At 51.2% G+C, this 19,055-nt stretch carries 13 protein-coding genes and 1 riboswitch; of the genes, 1 reads left to right on the top strand and 12 read right to left on the bottom strand.

The window, feature by feature from the left end; all coding sequences use genetic code 11:
• Nucleotides 1-78 precede the first annotated feature (78 nt).
• The 8 genes from PT964_RS19195 to PT964_RS19160 all read right to left on the bottom strand — a co-directional run bounded on the left by PT964_RS19195 (nt 79) and on the right by PT964_RS19160 (nt 9,161).
• Nucleotides 79-2,775, bottom strand: coding sequence for a stalk domain-containing protein (locus tag PT964_RS19195; protein WP_274364967.1), 2,697 nt, complete (start codon nt 2,773-2,775; stop codon nt 79-81).
• Between the two features lie 89 nt (nt 2,776-2,864).
• Nucleotides 2,865-2,955, bottom strand: a riboswitch (cyclic di-GMP riboswitch).
• A gap of 405 nt (nt 2,956-3,360) precedes the next feature.
• On the bottom strand, nt 3,361-3,795 hold the full coding sequence (locus tag PT964_RS19190) for a disulfide oxidoreductase (protein ID WP_274364966.1): 435 nt from the start codon (nt 3,793-3,795) through the stop codon (nt 3,361-3,363).
• A complete protein-coding gene (locus tag PT964_RS19185; RefSeq protein ID WP_274364965.1) occupies nt 3,792-4,505 on the bottom strand; it encodes a DsbA family protein in 714 nt (237 codons plus the stop codon). Before PT964_RS19185 ends, PT964_RS19190 begins: the two co-directional genes overlap by 4 nt.
• Nucleotides 4,506-4,658: 153 nt before the next feature.
• Nucleotides 4,659-6,086, bottom strand: a complete 1,428-nt coding sequence (locus PT964_RS19180; RefSeq protein ID WP_274364964.1) for a PQQ-dependent sugar dehydrogenase — start codon at nt 6,084-6,086, stop codon at nt 4,659-4,661.
• Between the two features lie 35 nt (nt 6,087-6,121).
• The gene (locus PT964_RS19175) at nt 6,122-6,697 is read right to left on the bottom strand and encodes a YybS family protein (RefSeq protein WP_274364963.1); all 576 of its coding nucleotides are present in this window, start codon (nt 6,695-6,697) and stop codon (nt 6,122-6,124) included.
• A gap of 16 nt (nt 6,698-6,713) precedes the next feature.
• A complete protein-coding gene (locus PT964_RS19170; RefSeq protein ID WP_274364962.1) occupies nt 6,714-7,472 on the bottom strand; it encodes an energy-coupling factor transporter transmembrane component T family protein in 759 nt (252 codons plus the stop codon).
• A gap of 13 nt (nt 7,473-7,485) precedes the next feature.
• Nucleotides 7,486-8,337, bottom strand: coding sequence for an ATP-binding cassette domain-containing protein (locus PT964_RS19165; protein WP_274364961.1), 852 nt, complete (start codon nt 8,335-8,337; stop codon nt 7,486-7,488).
• Nucleotides 8,313-9,161 (bottom strand): ATP-binding cassette domain-containing protein, encoded by an 849-nt coding sequence (locus tag PT964_RS19160; protein ID WP_274364960.1) that lies wholly within the window; start codon nt 9,159-9,161, stop codon nt 8,313-8,315. Before PT964_RS19160 ends, PT964_RS19165 begins: the two co-directional genes overlap by 25 nt.
• 185 nt (nt 9,162-9,346) lie before the next feature.
• Between PT964_RS19160 and PT964_RS19155 the strand changes: the two genes are divergently transcribed.
• Complete coding sequence (locus PT964_RS19155) at nt 9,347-10,183, top strand: phytanoyl-CoA dioxygenase family protein (protein WP_274364959.1); 837 nt, start codon at nt 9,347-9,349, stop codon at nt 10,181-10,183.
• Nucleotides 10,184-10,270: 87 nt separating this feature from the next.
• On the opposite strand, the gene PT964_RS19150 is transcribed toward PT964_RS19155, so the two are convergent.
• The 4 genes from PT964_RS19150 to PT964_RS19135 form a co-directional block, all read right to left on the bottom strand.
• Nucleotides 10,271-11,287, bottom strand: a complete 1,017-nt coding sequence (locus tag PT964_RS19150) for a pirin family protein (RefSeq protein ID WP_274364958.1) — start codon at nt 11,285-11,287, stop codon at nt 10,271-10,273.
• A gap of 227 nt (nt 11,288-11,514) precedes the next feature.
• A complete protein-coding gene (locus tag PT964_RS19145) occupies nt 11,515-12,282 on the bottom strand; it encodes a sugar phosphate isomerase/epimerase family protein (protein ID WP_274364957.1) in 768 nt (255 codons plus the stop codon).
• Between the two features lie 530 nt (nt 12,283-12,812).
• Nucleotides 12,813-17,114, bottom strand: coding sequence for an S-layer homology domain-containing protein (locus tag PT964_RS19140; protein ID WP_274364956.1), 4,302 nt, complete (start codon nt 17,112-17,114; stop codon nt 12,813-12,815).
• Nucleotides 17,115-17,209: 95 nt separating this feature from the next.
• Nucleotides 17,210-19,055, bottom strand: a 1,846-nt coding sequence (locus tag PT964_RS19135) for a winged helix-turn-helix domain-containing protein (RefSeq protein WP_274364955.1), incomplete at its 5' end; no start/stop codon positions are given.

Raw genomic sequence — 19,055 nt, 5'->3', positions numbered from 1 at the left:
GGAAAGCTCTTGAATCAAGAAAAAGAAAGAACCTCCCATGCTATATGCATTCGGGAGGTTCCTCTTACCTCATATGATTTAAACTACAGGTTCGCCTCTTTCGAATCGTCCTTGATGCTTTACATTCCCACTTGCATCGTATAACGTCCCTTGTCCGTGGGGAACTAGAAATTTATACTCTCCTTCATATCGATCGCCGTTGTCGTAGTATAAAACCCCGTCTTTATAGTCACCGTAATGGAATTCTCCTTTAAATCGAATCCGGCCTTCCGGGGTATAGGTTGTTCCTTGACCGTGCCACCATCCCCCAGCAAAGGTGCCCTCGTAGCTCTTAACACCGGAAGGATAATATTCGATTCCATCGACAAGAAGACCTTGTTCGTATGTTCCTTCTTCCTTCAAGCCGCCTTCTTCATAGTATTTCTTACCCTTCCCATGGCTGGCGTTTTCCGCAAATTGCCCTTCATAGTGGAGCTTGCCGTCAATATAATATTTACCCTGTCCATGGTAAGCATTGTTCTCAAACTCACCTTCATAGATCAGCTGGCCTTGTAAGAAATACTTGCCCTCTCCATTGAATACGCCTTGGATGACGGAGCCTTCGTATGCGATATAACCGCTGTCTTCGAAATTCCGAACATATCCGTTCGGAAGCGCGCCGTCGAGCTCCCCGACACTGAATTCTCCCGTACGGTCACGGCCGCGAAAGACGCCTTGGAAGTAGACGGTGCCCCAACCGTTGACATCGTTATTCTTAAACTCGGCGTCATACCATAGCGTTCCGTCTTCCCGGTACAGCTTGCCTTTTCCATGCATGAGACCGTTGTTTAATTGGCCTTCGTACATCAGCGTTCCGTTCGGATAATATAATTTCCCTTCAGTCTTCGGATCGAAGATGTACACGGCCTTCAGATTGGCGTCCCATAACACCTTTCGTCCGGTGGCTTCGCCTACGAAACGAAGCGGCACGAACGTATTGCCGTTATCTAAATACGGTGCTACAGGCAAATCGATCGAGGCTCCGTTTATGCTTGTCTTCGTCTTGCCTAACGTTAATGTAAGCGAGCTTCCTTCCTTCTTACCCGTAATCGTTTGCGTCTTCCCGTCCCAAGCAATAGCTAGACCCAGCTTTTCAAAGATCGGCCGGAATTGCACCATCGTGTTTCCGTTCTTCATTTGCGGTATTGCGTCGAACTTCACTTCTTCCCCATCCAAAATTACGCGAATCGGAACGTTTTCGTTGTACTGCGCCATCCGCTTCTGAATCCAGTAGTCCCGTACATATTCGTTAGGAACGTCATACAACAGTACGGAATAAACGCCCGGCTGAATAATGTGCGTCTGCATTTCATTTGAACGTTCCGTGAAGAGGCCTCCCATGTAAACCCACGAGGAGCCCTCAAACCGGTATATTCCCAGCTTATTGCGTCGATCGGAAGGCACTCTTTGTTCATCGAAGCGTAACGTTAGCTCCAAAAGGTCGGTCGCCGACGGAAAATCGACTTTCCACGGCAGACTCACCATCTTTTGCCCGCGAACCATGGCCTTTGTAAAATCGAAGTCCGTCTCGTAAGCCATCCCCAAATAGACGTCGCCAAATGTAAGGGCTTCTCCCGGATAGGCCGCCTTCAGCTTCGCGCCGCCGTCCGGGATCACTAATTGTTCCCCTTCATTAATTGTAACACTCAAGTCTTGAACGGGGGTTGGCCGCGTCTCCGGCTTCGGAACTTCAGAGATCAAGATTTCTTCCTCTTCGGTTCCGGCTTGTCCGCTTACGGTTACCGCGCGATACAACAGCTTGCCGTCCTTGCCTTTCATCACGACGTAATCGCGGTATATCCCGATCAAGACAGGCCGTTCATCTTCCGTTGCAATGACCGCCGCTTCGCCAAGACGGAGGTCGGCTGCTACGATGTGAAATTTTCCGTTGGACGTTTCCACCCAAGCGGCAAGTCGGTTCCCGATCACAACAGGAAACGTAAACCTATTTCGTTCGGGAGACGTTGACAGCCGCTTAGGACGCGGATGCGAGTCGTCCACTTGAACGATTCGGGCTTGCGTTGCGGTGCCGTTGAATTCATTATGCAGCCATAGGGCGGTCTCGCCATTGAAGGCAAAGCCCGCGAAAGAATCTATTGCCCCGTCATTGGGGGCTGTTATTACGGTCCGCACCGTATCGCTAGCGCCGTCATATAAACCAATGGACCCGTCCTTTTGTTTGAACAGTATTTTACCGTCTGCCGCGGCCGGCAGCGTGGCTTCTTTCAATGGTTTGGTGGTCTGTTTCTCGATACTGTATATGTAAAGGATATTTTTATAATTGTCCGTGTAAGCAACGTAGCGTCCATCGGTTGCAATTTTATCGATCGTGCTCAGCGGTTCGGCGGTGATTTGTTTCACGCCGCCTGTCCGAAGATTGTACAGCTTCACAACATACCCTTTGTCATACATAACCGCCGCAACATAATCCCCGCCCAGACTGGCGGCACTAACCCCTGTCCCTTGCGTTATCTGCTTCGATTCCCCTGTTTCAAGATTGCGATAAAATACATGTATTCCCTTGAATTTTATGTTTTCCAGCCAGATCATGTCGCTGCCTGCGATTTGTGCCTGCACTTTATTATTAACCGGCTCCGGGGCCGGGTATTTTGTCGCTTTGTCCGTTACTGCAACCTTAGCGGCACCTTGGATTTTCGCGGCATCTCCGGTGCCCAACAGCATTGCGAATATAACGGAGGCGAATACAAGAAACCAAACCTTTCTTTTCAAACCCACGTGGAATCTCTCCCTTTCTCGACCTCTCCAGTCATACATCAAAAAATAAAAAATCCCTGATAGCGTTACTCAGGGAAAACGAAACCTCCTAGAGTAACCTGGCGATCTTTGACCTCATGCGAGGACGGAAGACCCATGGCTTTGCGTCACCACCTTTCGGTGATTTTGCCTTTATTTCTAGAAACTATTTAAATTTACGGTTGCTAGTATAATGGAAAAATGTGACGAAATCAATCGAATTATGTAAGGCAAATACCGCCCTCTCGAGCGGTCACGCCACATGAAATAAGATAAAGCGGGGGCAATTCGGCGGTTAGGAGCGGCAGTCTCAGGGATCGGACCTATCAAATTCGGACAAGACGGCTGGCGGATCGTTGTAACGGTCAGGGATGCAGTTATTCGGCGTTTTGAATGGAGTTTACAGTTCTAACGGACACCACTGCAGTTATTGCTTCGAAAAAGCAGGGATTAGCGCCAAAAATCGGAGTATAGCGTCTGTGGTGTCCGTTAGCGATATAGCGGTAGGCAAATAGGCGATATAACGACTGTGGCGTCCGTTAGCACCGCAGAGGGTATCCCCCGTCATTACGACTCCAAACCTTTTTTGGATATCAGTAAAAGTAACGTAATCAAAAGAAATGCGATCATGGCTAATAAGGGGATCGTAATAAATCCGAACCAATTTAAATAATCCAAATGACACGGGACACCGACAGTGCATGGCAACATCTTGGCCAAGGCCGGGATTTTCTGTTCGGCATAGTGGTACATGGATATGCTTCCCCCGATTATACTCAGGGGCAATACATAACCAATAATGGAATGATCATTTTTAAAGGAAGCTCTTCCAAGCAAGATGACAATCGGATACATGAACATGCGTTGAAACCAGCAAAGATTGCATGGGATATAGTGCATAATTTCACTTAAAAACAAACTGCCCCCGGTTGCAATCAGTGAAACGACCCATGCTAAAAAAAGACCATGCCGCCTCAAATAACGAAGTAGCCCGTCGCTCATTCCTTCGCCTCATCCAGTGCCTTTTGAATGGCATTTTTCAGCGAACGATAATCTGAAAAATCTTCAAATTTCACACCATTAATAAATAATGTCGGGGTACTCGTTACAAGGCGCTGCGCGATCTGGTTATGCTCGTTTACTTCATCCGCATAAGTTTGAGAAGTAATTTCTTTGTGAAGCTTGTCATAATCAATATTTAATTTTTCCTTCTTCGCCAGCTCGACTAAAAATTCCGGCGTTGCCCATTGAATCGTTTCGTCGCCTTGATCTCTATAGATCGCGTCGTAATATTTCCAAAACTCATTATTATTTTGGTGATATATCGATTGACCTGCTAACGCAGCCGTATACGAATCCGGACCGATAAAAGGATAATTCATAAAGTATAGAGCAGCGGTACCGTCGTCAATGAAATCTTGTTTCAGCAATGGTTCGATTTGTTGACTGAAAAATTGACATGCCGGACATTTGAAATCGCCGAACTCTACGATTTTCACAGGCGCGGTCGGCGAACCGAGAATCGGAAGCTCATGATAAGCAAACTCGACGGGTTTCGGTTTTGGAGCGAAAACGATTGCGAGTACGATGAATGCAACAATCACAATACTCCCTGTAACGATCATCCACTTCATTCGTTGCTGTTGTTTATTTCTCTCCAATTCCCGCTGCTGTTTTCTTTGCTTTTTATTATTTGATTTTTCTCTTGTCAACGTTACTATTCCCCCGGTCTCGTTATTTCGCTCAATCACACCCTAACATACGACCATTGCGCCTTCAACGATTATTAAGAAAGTTCATAAAAATATCATCTCCGCAAAAAAGCCCAGATTTCTCTGGGCATTCAGCATTCATTGATATTTGATTCATGGGACAACTTCAAAAACAGTGCCTTGGTTAACATCCGTCACGCTCATAGAGCCATAGACCCCTAAATACAGTCTGGTTTGATCCCGATTCGTTCCCAAGCTGACATAGTAAGCCGATTGAGATCCGAAATGATAATCGGCTTCAATCACATGAAAATCATTTAGTTTACAATCCGCTCTTACTCTGGTGCAGGCTAAAACCCCTTTGACCGGCGGCTCCGATCCTTCATTCCGTGCAAGATCGGTAAACACAACGCTTCCCGTTAACTCGGGAATTGCATTTCCCATATATGGCTGGACTCCGGTGAGCGCGGTTCCTCCAAACTTATCGGGTCTGGGATCTTTATGATAATAACTTGTTAAAGGCTGAAGACGTTTAACTGAAGTTTCTACCGCTTCATTGTAATATGCAACGGTTTTCTCATCCAAAGCCGGATTTGCAGCGCAGCCCCTTACTATCGAAGTAGGAAAAGCGCCTTCCCATCCCCGCCAGCCAAAGTTAATACATCCTTCTCGGTCAAGTTCGGAATTCATTAAATGAGCTTGAACAAGCTGATTGACAGGCATCGGTTTATAATGAACGAATGAATAAATCGACTCCGCAAAATCCTGTCCGACATTCCCCGCATATTTAATATACTGATTATAAAACCTTTGAAATGAAATGCCAGGTATGTTGCGTACCCCTTTGGCAATGACGGTTAACGATTCCTGAACAGGTGCGGGAAGCTCATGAAAACGTGTGACTACGGGCGGATTATTGATAAAAGTATTCACACCTGCATCAATTTCAATGATTTTGCCGGCAATTTCCATATCGTCTTGGCTCAAATTAAACGGATCGTAGCCTGCTCCGCCGTCTCCGGTTGTTAAAACAAGTTTTCCGGTTTCAGGCGAAAAGGTTAAGCTATTGACACCGTTATGATTTAAAAACGGTCTCCTTACGTTAAGCAATGTCCGCCGTCTTTGAGGCTCGCGATTCGGCTGCAACATCCATTCTTCAACCGTATCGATATGATCATACTGCGTCTCTCTATTTAGCCACCTTAGATTTAAAGTTCCGGGATCGCACGGGTTCGGCTTAAATGATTCGAAAGGAGCGCCTGGAAGAGCGCCCGGACCTTGGGTTCCGGCTAAAGAATAATGAAGATAAAACAGACCGTTATAATGAAATTCGGGATGAAACGCCAGTCCCAGCAATCCCCGTTCGTCATATCCGCCGCCGGAACCGCCCAGTTTGATGATTCGCGGGCGAATGTCTAAAAATGTTCTAATAACTCCGTTTCCTATGCAAAAGATTTCTCCGATCTGGGTTGCAATAAATAATGATTCCGTGGAGTCGCCCGGGAGCTTAGCTGTTTTTATTACTGTAGGTAAATTCAAGTTTCTAACAATGGGCTGTAACCGAACCTTAACTTTTCTCAAATCGCATTCCTCTCCTTTCTCCTTCCTTATAACCCTTACACGGATTTTCGTAACTTCGCCAATATCCTGAGGCTGATTTCCATCCACATCCCGCTATAAAGAAGACAAAAAAGAAATACATACACGGCCGTATCGATCCGAAAGCTCATGGCGACCGACGCCCCGAGCAAAGGAAAACGAAAAGCATATAACACCAGTGCAATCCCCGCCCATAATGCAGTTGCGGAAAGGAAGACAACCTGAATACGATTTTTGGAGCGCGCAATGAAGCGGCCCAGCGCCAGCCCCAGCAATCCTGTTGTAAACGGAAAGACGATTAACTCGCTCGGTTGGATGAGAAGCAATAACAAGCTGCTCAGTGCATAGGCGGTTAGGCCCGAGCGAAATGAAACGAGAGTCGCTAATACGATCGGGGCGGTAGAAAGAGGGCTGAACAAGTATCCCGCCCCCGGCATAAAGCCTCCCGCGGATTGGAATAATGCCGCCACGGCGCCTAAAAAGGCAACGGTCACGATCGATTTGGTTTGATTTGCGCCGACTCTGGCGAGCGGTGATCCGGATTCCGTTCGCGGCAGCGGTTTTGCCCAATAATCGATTAGCGGTCCGCGCATTGTTGGAAGCCCCCCCTCATTTATGCCATTCGGAGTATAGAGGAACAAACGCAAGCAGCAGGGCCAGGAGCAGCACTACTAAATCTTGCTTGCCTAACTTCAATTGATAATAAGCGGTTCGCTCGCATCCGGGGCGATAGGAGCGGGACTCCATGGCCTCTGCCAATCGTTCCGCACGTCTGAAGATGATGAGAAGTAAGGGATTCAAGAGTAAAACCATATCTTTGCCCTTGCTCAAAATATTCCATCTGCCGGGCTGCGGACCGCGGGCACGCTGCGCTTGCATGATTCGCATCATATCTTCCAAGAGAAGCGGAACATAAATAACAGCTATAGTAAACATGAACACAAACGTTTCCGTCTTCACTCCCAGCCGCCGCAAAGGGGACAAAACCTTTCGCAGCCCCTCCATTTGTTTTTCAGGCGGCGTTGTGGATAGCATCAGCGTCGCCGCCATAAATAAGGAAAGCATCTTTAGCGCCAGCAGAGCGGCTGCTTCAATTCCATGTAAACGAAATTGAAAGTAACCCAATAGGAAAATAACGACAAAAAGCCCTCGGATATTTTTCCATACGGTAAGGAGGTGAAGCTTGGAAAGTAAAAATAAAAATAAGGCGACTAACGTACAAATCAGGCTCCATGTTAAAGAATGGGAAGAAACAAGAGTTATTGAATAACTGACGACAAACCCGTATTTTGAGCGGGGATCCAGCTTGTGCAGTAAGGAATTGCCGGGTACATACTGAAGGGCGGATAAAGGGCCTAAGCCGTTCATGATTCATCACCTGCTATGTACGCGTGAGCCGTTCAGCGATGAAGGTGAGAAGCTTGTATTCTTGAACAAGCTCCGGATCGATTTTTCCGCCGAATAAGGATTCAAGCTCATTTAGAAAGCGCAGTAACGGTGTTGAAGATAACGGAATATCTGGATCCTCAAGGACAGAGCGGATTTCGGTTATTTTCAAATCACGGATCAGTTGTCCGCGATTTATAATGAGCAACCGATCTGCATGCTCCAAAGCATCCTGCAGATGATGCGTAATGCAGACTATGGTCAACCGGCGCGTTCGTTGAAGAAAGGTCAGCAAAGCCAAAAACTTCACGCGAGTCAATGGATCCAGTCCGGCCGTCGGCTCGTCTAGGATAAGGATCTTTGGCTTTAGGATGATGGTCCCCGCCAATGCAACCCGTCTCTTTTCGCCGCCGCTTAGCTGGGATGGGGCGCGATCCTTATATTGTTCAAAGGAGAGCCCTACGCTTTCCATCGCTTCTTTCACTTTTACCGTTATTTCTCGATCGTTATACTTCATACTTCGAAGCCCGTAGCTTATATCCCGGAATACCGATTCTTCAATCAGCTGATGCTCCGGGAATTGGGATACGTAAGCGACTTTGTTCCATGCATCGGAACGGCTTCTTTTGTTGTTCGTCGGGATATTGTCCACATATACGATCCCCGTATCCGGGTGCAATAGACCGGCGCCCAGCTGCCCCAACGTGGATTTGCCGGAACCGGAAGGGCCCATAACCGCGACAAATTGTCCGTCCGGTATAGAGCACGTAATATCATTTACCGCTCTATGCGCCATAGGCGATCTTTTGGCATGCGTATAGCTTACATTGCGGAAATCGATTCCCATATGGATTTGGCCAATTCCTTTTCCGACCCGCAGTATTCGGGCAGGTTCATCCCCTTACTGCGAAGCGCTTTATTGAACCGAACCAGAAACGGCGGAAGCATCCGGGCCTCTTCGAGAAGATCGGATTGCTTCATGAAAGCGAGGACGTCTCCGTCAAAAGCAAGACATCCCTGATGCAGTACCAGGACGCGATTCGCCCTCAAGATGTCTTCCGGATCATGCGTCACTTGAACGACGGTAAGCCCCATTCGATGAAGGTCGAACATCACGTCATGCAATTTGCCGGCATGCTGCGGATCCAACATGGATGCGGCTTCATCGAAAACGATGACCTCCGGATGCATGACGAGTACGCCTGCGATCGCAACCAATTGCTTTTGCCCGCCGGACAAGGTTCGAACCGGTCGGTTTCGCAACGGTTCCAATTGCAGCAATTTCAGTATGCGATCTACTCTTGCAATCATCTCTGCTCGCGGGAATCTTAAGTTTTGCAAACCGAACGCGATATCCTCTTCGACAGTAGTGCCGACCGTCTGTTCTTCAGGGTTTTGAAAAATCACTCCAACCCGCTGGCGGATCTTTTGTGTATTGCCCGAATCGACGTTTTCCCCGAAAACAAGCGCCTTCCCCAAACATGGTTTCAGCAGGCCGTTCATTAACTTGACCAAGGTCGATTTTCCCGAACCGTTCCCTCCCACGACGGCGATCCATTCGCCCGAAGCAACGCTGAATTTGATATCCCGTACGATCCAATTGCCCTGCTCCGAATATCGAAAAGATACGTCGTCAAAGACGATAGCCTGCGATTTGGCGGAATCGGTCATCGCGTTACCCCATTCCCATAGCCAAAATCTTGTTCATTTATCAGTCATATGAACGAATGGTTGTACGTTATGTTATTATTGCACTTTATAGAGGATTAGCTTCATTTCGTGGATTGTAAGCGCCAACTATGGTATTTTTATAGTGTTCATTCGAAAGCGCTCATCATTACGCGAGGTGATTATACTTGAAAGTCAGTCAAGAAGAACTGGACAGCCTTAAGCTGAATGAAGAAACAGCCCGGCTTGCCGCGGATTTGATTCGCGTGAACGGCTACGTTATTTTGGAAGGCGTTCTGCCCAAAGAGAAGGTGCTCGAGCTAAGAACGGCCTTCAAAGCAGCAATGGATTGGTTCATTAACAAGCACGGCGAAGGTATTTATTTGAACAAAAAGGGCTTCAACGAAGGCACGAACCACTTAGGCATACTCCTCCCATTTGAAGCGCCGTTCAACGACCCGCTTGTGATCGAGCATCCGTTTGCCCTTGATATTATCGACCGCATACTCGGGAAAGATCACTCGGTAACGTTGTTCTCCTCCAATACATCGCTTCCGGGAGGCAAGAAGACTCAGCCCGTTCATCCGGATTACGGCGCAAGATTCGGCGATCTATGCGACACCGCGCTTCCCATCACCGATCTCGTACTTAACATACCGCTTGTGGATGTCACCGACGAGAACGGACCTATGGAAATTTGGCCGGGCGGAACTCATTTGCTTCCGGATCGTGCTTACGGCCCGAACGGTTACAATTGGGAACAGCTTACCGCCCATATGACGTCGGTGAAGGTTCATATGCCTGCCGGCTCGATTCTGATCCGCGACGTTCGCATGCTGCATAGGGGCACGCCTAATCGAAGCAATGAAATTCGTCCGAACCTTGCTCTCATCTATAGCGCTATCGGTCGAGACAATTCCGTTCATATTCCTCAGGAAACCTACGATAACATGTCGGAGCGCGCAAAGCATCTGTTCCGCTACCAAAAAATCGGGGCACCTGTCATCGAACCAACTCACGAATGATTGTAAAAAAAAGATCACAAATCGAAGCCGATTTGTGATCTTTTTATATTCCCATTCGACAGCACGTTACACATGACTTACCGGCAATTATCTCTTCTCGACTCTGCCGTCGGAATGACGGGCAAACCTTCCGGAATCGCGCTCATTTACGTGATCGTAACTGCCCCATTTCCAGCCTCCGAATTGAGTTCTCTGATATTCATTGAAAGCATTTTGAATTTCGTGTTTTGTGTTCATGACGAAAGGTCCGTATTGTGCAACAGGCTCTTGGATCGGCTCGCCTTCAAGGACGAGAATATAAGACTCTTCCGTTCCGTTCGTTATCTCGATTTCTTGATCGCCCGCCAGCTTCACGCGGTGTGAAGCTTCAATCAAAGTTCCGTCGATGCGGATTTCTTTTCCTTTGTAAAAGTATATATTTCTGTTTAATGTTCCCGAAACGGATGGCAGCGTAAAAGCGGCCTCGGGTTCCATCTTAACAAGATAAATTCCGACATGATGGCTTCGGTCATTTGCCCAGGAAGCTCTGTTCGGTTCTAAACTGGTTTTTCCCTGCAAAGTTCCTGCTATCAGTCTTATTGTTGTTGTCGCCCCGTTTGCATGGATCGACTGTATTTCCGGGATGTCTTCCGCCCAAAGCATCTTATATTCCGGCTCGGCAAATTTATTGTTCGATGCGAGATTTAACCAAATTTGAAACAGCTCTAAAGGGTTTTCCCGATCTTGATGTACAAGCGGGAACATTTCACTATGCATCGTTCCCTTTCCCGTGGTGAGCCATTGTACATCTCCATTCCCGTAGCGTCCTGCTCCTCCGGTCGAATCAAAATGGTCGACGAAGCCTTCCAGAACGATCGTTACCGTTTCAAACCCGCAATGAGGATGGGCAGGAAACCCCGGCACGGTTGTTCCATGATACATACTAAAGCCATCCTTCGAGCTAAAATCTTCACCGAGATTTCTGCCTTCCAATGAGGTGTTCGGCCCCTGATTATCATTACCTGAAGGATAAGCGTCTTTATGGTGCATAGTTACGAGAAACGGATCTTCCGCCTGCCATTGAAAACCCAGCTTCTGTACACCAACAATTTTATCGTTTGTCATACATTTTCCTTCCTTTACCGTTAATAATTATAAAATGCACAGTAACAATACATCCAATGCGCCTCTATTTATCTCAAATCTAAGATAAATATATCGTACCATGCCGCATGTATTATATGTCAACAAAAAAACAACCCAATTCAAGCATGTTAGGGCGCAACACAAAGAACAGCAGCCGTTCGGCTGCTGTTCTTCGTCCTCTATTCTCGTTTCTCTGCGAATTCGCGCTACGCGGACTGCACCGAACGCCGGATCAGCTCGATCGTCTTGCGTGCCGCTTCGATTTCTTCGCCGTCGGCCGGTACGCTTTCCACTCCCCACGAACCCGTATAACCGCTATTTATCAATAGCCTGCAAAAAGCAGGGACATTCTGCGTCAATTCCTCGCCCTCTTCATTGAAGACGAACGACTTGATGTGCGTCAGCTTTGCGTATTTGGCGCAGGTTAACCAGCCTTGAGCCTGCTTCCCGTGGGCCCAATTCCACGAATCCAGCAACAGCCCCAGCTCCGGGAGCGCTTCCATTAATCGAACGACATTCTCGGGATGTTTGGTCGGACCCCAGTGGTTCTCAACGATGACCTCGATTCCCGCTTCTCGGGCTCGTGGGATCAAATCGCGGTAGCCTTCCACGATAATCTCGAAAATCTCGTCCGTCAGCTGCTCCGGTCCGCCGGTATCGATCCGAATTTGCGATGCGCCGAGCTTACGGGCGATCTCGATCCAGCGATAAGCCTTCTCCCGGTTCCGCCGCCGGTCTTCTTCGTTCTCCTCATAAATATGGGCGCCGTCCACCGCAATGCAGCCGAAGGGCAATCCCGCGCGGTCTGCCGCCTCTTTTACCCGAACGATATAATCGTCGTCCACAGCGGTCAGATGCTGGGACTCGCCGGGATTCGCTCCCGCATGAAGCACCTGTCCGCCGTCATTGAGAGCCGAAAGATGCGCGTTCCACGGATCAAGCTGCGTACAGCCAAGCATCTTGTCAATCCTCAATATACTGGAAGATATCCTGTTTTCTCGCCGCCAACAAACGGTGAAAGCTGAAGGAACAAATACTGATCTTCATACGACTTTCCTCCCCATATTTATTGAAGCGTTTCCATCGATGTCAAGACAAGTATAGTACATGCGGATGGAAACGGCTAGACGTTGGTTCCACATATATGAAATATATGCTTGGATATAGCGGAAAAGCCTAAAAAAAACTTAAGGCGGAGCGCCCGAAAAACCGCATGGCTCCGCCGATAGTGTTTCACCGTAAACTCTCATGTCCATGCGGGCAACACCAGGTATGAAAGGCGCTAACGGAACCGGATGACCGTTAATTCGCTANCCGATAGTGTTTCACCGTAAACTCTCATGTCCATGCGGGCAACACCAGGTATGAAAGGCGCTAACGGAACCGGATGACCGTTAATTCGCTAGAATCGCCGGTAATTGGCGGTTTTCGGGCGATTAGCGGACAACTTGTTCCGTTAATTCCGGCGTTAGCCGAAAGAAAACGTATCCGTGCCTAACAAGAGTTATTTGAGGGAACGCAGCACGCGCGATACGACAACAACCGCTTCCGCTCGCGTGGCGTGAGCCTTCGGTCGGAACGTGCCGTCGGCATAGCCGGCGATGATGCCTCCGTCCAAGGCGGCTTTGAGGCCCTCAAGCGCCCAGGTCGCAATCGCGGCTTGATCGGCGAAAATCAAAATCTTATCAGCCGGAGCCGGAGCGCTCCCTCCGTTTGAGAACCGAAGCGCCCTCACCGCCATCACCGCCATCTCCTCACGTGTAATCGGTGCGTCAGGTGCGAAAGTATTCGCATCATAACCTTGTACGATGCCGGCCGCAACCGCAGCTGCGATGGATCGTTCAGCCCAATGCCCTGACGTATCGTCGAAGAGCAGTGTCCCGCCGCTCGGCCATGCGAAGACTTTAGCCAGCATCGTAACGAACTCGGCCCGCGACACCGTTCGATCCGGACCGAAGGTGCCGTCAGGATAGCCTTCCAACCCCGTATCACGGACGAATTGCATGATCTGCGTCTCGGCCCAGTGCCCCTGGATATCGATGAAGTGCACGTCATCGTGCGAATCCTCGCCTTCCTGCGGCCCCGAAGGCTTCGCTTCGACGGTTCGGGCTATCGCGGCAAATTTTGTGAAATGATTCGTCGTGCCGCTAACGATGCCGTTCTCCCAATCCACTGTGTTGTTATCCAACGCGACCCATTTGTTGCGGGCTTCATCGAACCACCGCAAGGTGACTTCCATGGTCTCCTCCTGCAGCACGTCTCCCGCAACTTCCATCTCAATCGCAACCTCTCGATCGAACGGTCCGGACACATTTTTCATCAACTCGATCACGCGGCTCGCGAAGCGCTCGTTCTCATCGAGCGGCAGCTTGCCTGTGTCTTCCACCGGATCGACCGTGACAAAGAACGAAGCGGCATGCGCGCCGGACGGAATCACAATTCGCCCTCCCTCGAAAACGACCGTACCACCGCTCAACCCGATTAAAAATATATTGGACGGCTGCGCTTCCGAGCTGTCGTTATTACGCGAACCCCCCGTACTTCCCGGACCTGACGAATCTCGTACGACCGAGAGGGTGTAGGTGTGTTCCAAGCCGTTAAGCGCCGTGACCGTCAGTTCGACCGTGTTATTGCCCGAGTGCAGCGCGATCGGTTGGTTTGCGAAAGGTGCGGATTGGCCGCCGTTCACGCGCACCGTCATGGCATCGCTGGCGTCCGCGGGCACGGCGTCGATCGTCAGCTGCGTTACGCTGCGCCCCACTCCGATGAAATAGTCGGACGTGTGCGCATCGAAGACCGGACGAAGCGTCCCTTCCCGAACGGACAAGCCCCAAAGCACGGCACTCGACGTATCGAGTCGGTACCGGTTCGACACGGCGTTCACGACATTGCCGGCTAAGTCGACCGCTTGCACGTGCAAGTACCAATCGCCGTCGGCCCCCGATTGGCGCAGATCGTCCCCGCTGCCGAACGATGCCCAACCGGAGGAAGGCGTCTGTTCCTCCATCTTCCATGCATATCGCAAACGGGATGCGTCAACCCCGCTCGCCTCGTCCGCGACCGTCACATTCGTCGAAGCGGCTTCCGCCCATCGTTCGCTGCCGTTCGGATCGAATACGATCGTTGGAGGACTTTTATCGATCCGCACCGTTACCGAATCGGAAGTGTTGTTGCCCGCTCCGTCCGTCACCTGAATCGTAACGAGATGCGTTCCTTCCTCGTCCAACACGATCGGGGCCTCCTCCGTGTACTGCAGTTCCGGGCCGCCGCCGATCCGGTACGTAATGGTTTCGATGTCGCTTAGCGCTTCCTCCGCATACACGCTGATGGTCACGCTTTCGTTCGTCCATGCACCCTCCGAATAGTCGTGCCCACTCGCCGTCTTCATCGTAATGCTGAGGAGCGGCGGAGTTCCGTCTTCCAGCGCAACGGCCACCTCGCCGGACAAGCCGCTTACACCCATGGAATTGGCGGATTGGACCGCTACATAGTAAGTGGTGCCGTAGACCGCATCGGTAATGCTATAAGATGAATCCGTCACCACCGCGTTCGGCGTCCCCGGGTACTTGCCGCTCTCCGTACTTACAAATACCCGATAGCGGTGGGCGAGCTCGACATCGTTCCAAACAATGTCAATCGAATCCTTGTCGGCAGCGGCTCCAACGCCGGTCGGTGCAGCCAGTGCAGGACGCAACGAAGGATACCCTTCCCCTTCTTCGATCGACCATGTCGCCTCGAAATCCCAAGCATCCCCATACGAAGCGCGCTGCATCATCTGTGCCGTCGTCAGCGCCGTGCCGAATCCGCCTTGACCGGTCGTCTGGGAATCATAGAAACTATCTGTCACAACACCGGTCATATTGCGGCCCACCAATGCGCCGATCTCAACGGAAGCACCGCTCACGTTCCCAACGGCATACGTTCGTTCCAATATGCCGATATGCCGTCCCACGGCTCCGCCAACCTCGCTCGATCCTTCCACATTCCCCGCAGCGTAGCTGTCAATGATCGAAGCCGAATACATCTCATTCCGTCCGACCAGCCCGCCGACAGCACGGGAGCCACTTACATCTCCCGTCATGAAGGTATGATCGATTGTCCCGTTGTTCTGACCGGCAACCCCGCCGACATTGTCCCAACCGGCAACATCACCGGTCGCATAAGAGTAAGAAACCGTCCCCGCCAAGGCATTCCACCCGACGAGCCCTCCGACATTCGCGCCGGAGGAGCTTACATCGGCGGTAACGAACGTATTCCGAATACTGCCGAAGTTTTGCCCCGCAATCCCTCCTACGAGCTGCCATCCTTTCACGCTCCCGCCGGACAAACCGACGTTGCGCACCTCGCCATCCTCACCGATCACGCCGAAAAGCCCGACGCCCATCATCGCGGGACGGTCGATCGTAAGACCCGCGATCGTATACCCGTTCCCGTCGAAGACGCCCTGGAACGGGCGAGCCGGGTCGCCGATCGGCCGGAACCCGTCGCCGCGATTCCAGCTTGCCGTCCCGGAGGCGTCAATATCCGCAACCAGCTTGTAGTGCGCGTTCAAATCATCTCGAATGGCGCTTAATTGATGAATCGTCCGTATACGATACGGATCTTCCGCGGTCCCTTGCCCCGGCAGCTTTGTCGACAGCTTGACGACGGGATCCGCCGAGTAAGGAACAAGCCATACGTTGGTCCCGTCGAATACGCCGCTCGCGAAGGCGGACAAAGACGTATCCGTTCCGTCGGGCCAGTTGTCATAGGCCGTCATCTCTCCGGTTGCCGCATCCGCACGAACGATCTTGCCGATTCCGGTATAGGGGAACATCCAGATGCCGCTCCCGTCGAAAGCGCCCCCGCGGAACGTATTGCCGCCCGTTTTTGTAACTCCGTCCGGCCATCGGTCGTAGCTTGTCATCTCCCCGGTCGCCGTATGAATTTTCACTATTTGATCGGCATTGTAGGGAATCAGCCACACGCTGTCGCCGTCGAACACCCCGCTGGCGAACGCGGCTGACCCCTTCGCAAATCCGGCCGGCCAATCGGCATACCCCGTCATCGAGCCGGTTTGCGTATCCAGCTTCACCGCCTGATCGGCATCGTAAGGGATCATCCAGATGCTTCGGCCGTCGAAGACTCCGCCGACGAAAGGATTAACGCCTAAATTCGCCTCGTCCGGCCAAGCCATATAGCCCGCCATCTCGCCGGTGTCCGCATCGAGACGAATGACGCGATCGGCTTCGGCAGGAATCATCCAAACATACTCCCCGTCGAAGACGCCGCCCGAGAAGGCATGATTTCCTTTGACGAAACCGTCCGGCCAATTGTCGTATGCCGTCATTTCCCCGGTAACCGGATCCAGGCGCACGACGTGACTGGCATTGTACGGAATCATCCAGACATACTCCCCGTCGTACACGCCGCCTAGGAAAGAGCCCGCAAAGAAGCCGTCGGTTCCGAGGCTCAACCCGGCCGGCCAATCGCCGTACGCCGTCATGTCGCCGGTCGAGCCGTCGACTTTCACAACATGACTCTCGTTGAACGGAATCATCCAAACATCCCTGCCGTCATACACCCCGCCAACGAATGAGAAGCGTCCCTTCCCCACTTCGCTCGGCCAGTGCGCATAACCCGTCATTCGGATCTCCGCCCCCAGCGGCTGAGCCTCGATTAGGCCGCTGAAGGCAGCCCCGTCCTGATTATATATGAGTTCCGCGTCGGCCGACGCGGGCCGCACGAACGACATCGAGAACATCAGCACGGCGGCGCACAACGCGGCTATCGCACTTTGTTTCCATTTTCGGCTCATTTTGCTCATAAATAACCACATCCTCCCAATCAAACGAATTTGCATATTAGCAAATAGTAAATGATTTATAGAGAGTTGAAACCTAACCTCGGTTATAGACTCGGTTATAGATGAAGCAGTTTTCTACCCCGGTTAATCGCTTCCACCCGGTTCGTCACCTGAAGCTTACTGTAAATATGGTTAATATGCGTTTTCAGCGTCCCCATGCCGATGCCGAGCGCCTCGATAATCGCGGCATTGTCCATTCCTTCTTCCATACACCGAAAGACCGTCAGCTCGCGCGGCGTAAGCAGCGCCTCCAGCGAGTCGGCCGACCGTTCCGACGGGACGGAACGTCCCTCGAAGCAAGCCAATATCCTGCGCACAAAACCAAGAGAGGGCCCGCGCTTGTCGCGTAAATTGCCCTTCTGACGATGCTGGACATATTCGGTAAGCAGCACGGCGACCGCCGGTCCCTTATCGACGAATACCCGAATATAATCGTCCGGCTCCGCGTACACGAGCGCCTCTTCGACCTTCAGCAGCGCTTGCTCCCCATTGCCTTCCGCCTTCAAAATCAACGCCTGAACAACCTCAATCTCCAGTGCATCCATCGGTCTGTGCCCTTTTACCGCGATCGGATGAAGCTTCTCCGTTAATCCCCAAGCCTGCCTCAAGCAGCCGGTTTCCAGCAGCACCCGGGCAAGGAACGAGTATTTATAGAGTTGAAATACGGAGACTGGGTCGTCTTCCGACAGCTTGTAACTCTCCTGCCATGCCGCTGCGGCAGCCGCATCCCCTGCATCCAGATGCAGTGCGGCCAACTCTGCCTCCACAAACGGCAGCGCGTCCTCCGCTTCTTCCTCGACCGCCCTCCTCCCCGCCTCTTCAAGCCATCTCTCGGCCTGCTGCCAATCCTTCCTCGCCTTGCAAATCCTCGACAAAAGAAAATACGCGGGAAGATATACCTTCTCCGGCTGATAGTAGAATTGACCGGGTTCCTGCAACGCCAATTTCAGATACTGCTCCGCCTTCTCCAGTTCATTGCGCTCGTATAGCAGTTCCCCGTAACAGACAAGCACCGAACGGTGCAGCCCCATGGGAGTCATAAATTCAATCATATTATGGAAAAAGGAGTCCGCAAGCCCCCTCGGCAAATGGTTTCCCCGTTTCCCGTTATACGATCGGTAGACGGTCGGGACCAGCGGCATATGAGGAGACGCAAACAAGAGATCGGTGCCCTCGGGGCTATACTGCAAAGACAGACGTATGTAATGGAGCCCTTTCACCATATCCATCTCGTATTGCGTCGCTTGGAAATTGCGAATGTAATACAAATTGCCCAAGTAGGAATTCGTTTGCGCTTCGGTCCAGCCGGCGGAGGCCGTCCGGCAGTATTGCTCGGCCCTTTGCAGGTGCCGCTCGGCAAGATCGCGTTCGCCGTCCCACAGCAAGGAATGGATGTACGAAAAATAAAGGAACGGATGCTGCTGCAGCAACGGCTCCGGAATCGCGGACAGCCACATTTTCAACGATGAGAACTCTTTCCGCACCATCATGCTTTTCATTTGCTCCAACAAGCGGACTGCGTCCTCGAAGATTTGCCCCGCCAAATAGTAGTCCACCGATTCCTCGAACAGCTCCCGAGCTTCGCACCACTCCGCTGCTGCCTTGTACAAGGACGCGGTTCGTTCCGGATTCAGCTTTTGCCGCTGCTTCCGCAGAAATTCACCGAACAGGTGGTGGAACCGATACCATTGCTTCCGCTCGTCCAGCGGAATAAGAAACAAGCGAAGGCGTGCCAGTTCCGCCAGCCGGTCCGCACCGCCGGGTCCGGATACCGTCTCGCACAGCGGTCCGGTCATGCGCTGGAGCACAGACACATCCAGCAAAAAGGTTTGCATCGCCTTATCCAGTCCTTCGAACACTTCTTCCATCAAGTACTGCTCGACTTGCTCGCTTTCCCGCGGC

This window comes from Paenibacillus thermotolerans (assembly GCF_028745515.1).
GTDB classification, from domain to species: domain Bacteria; phylum Bacillota; class Bacilli; order Paenibacillales; family YIM-B00363; genus Paenibacillus_AE; species Paenibacillus_AE thermotolerans.
The sequence above is the reverse complement of the archived record's forward strand: the minus strand, read 5'-3'. Positions and strand labels throughout refer to the sequence as shown.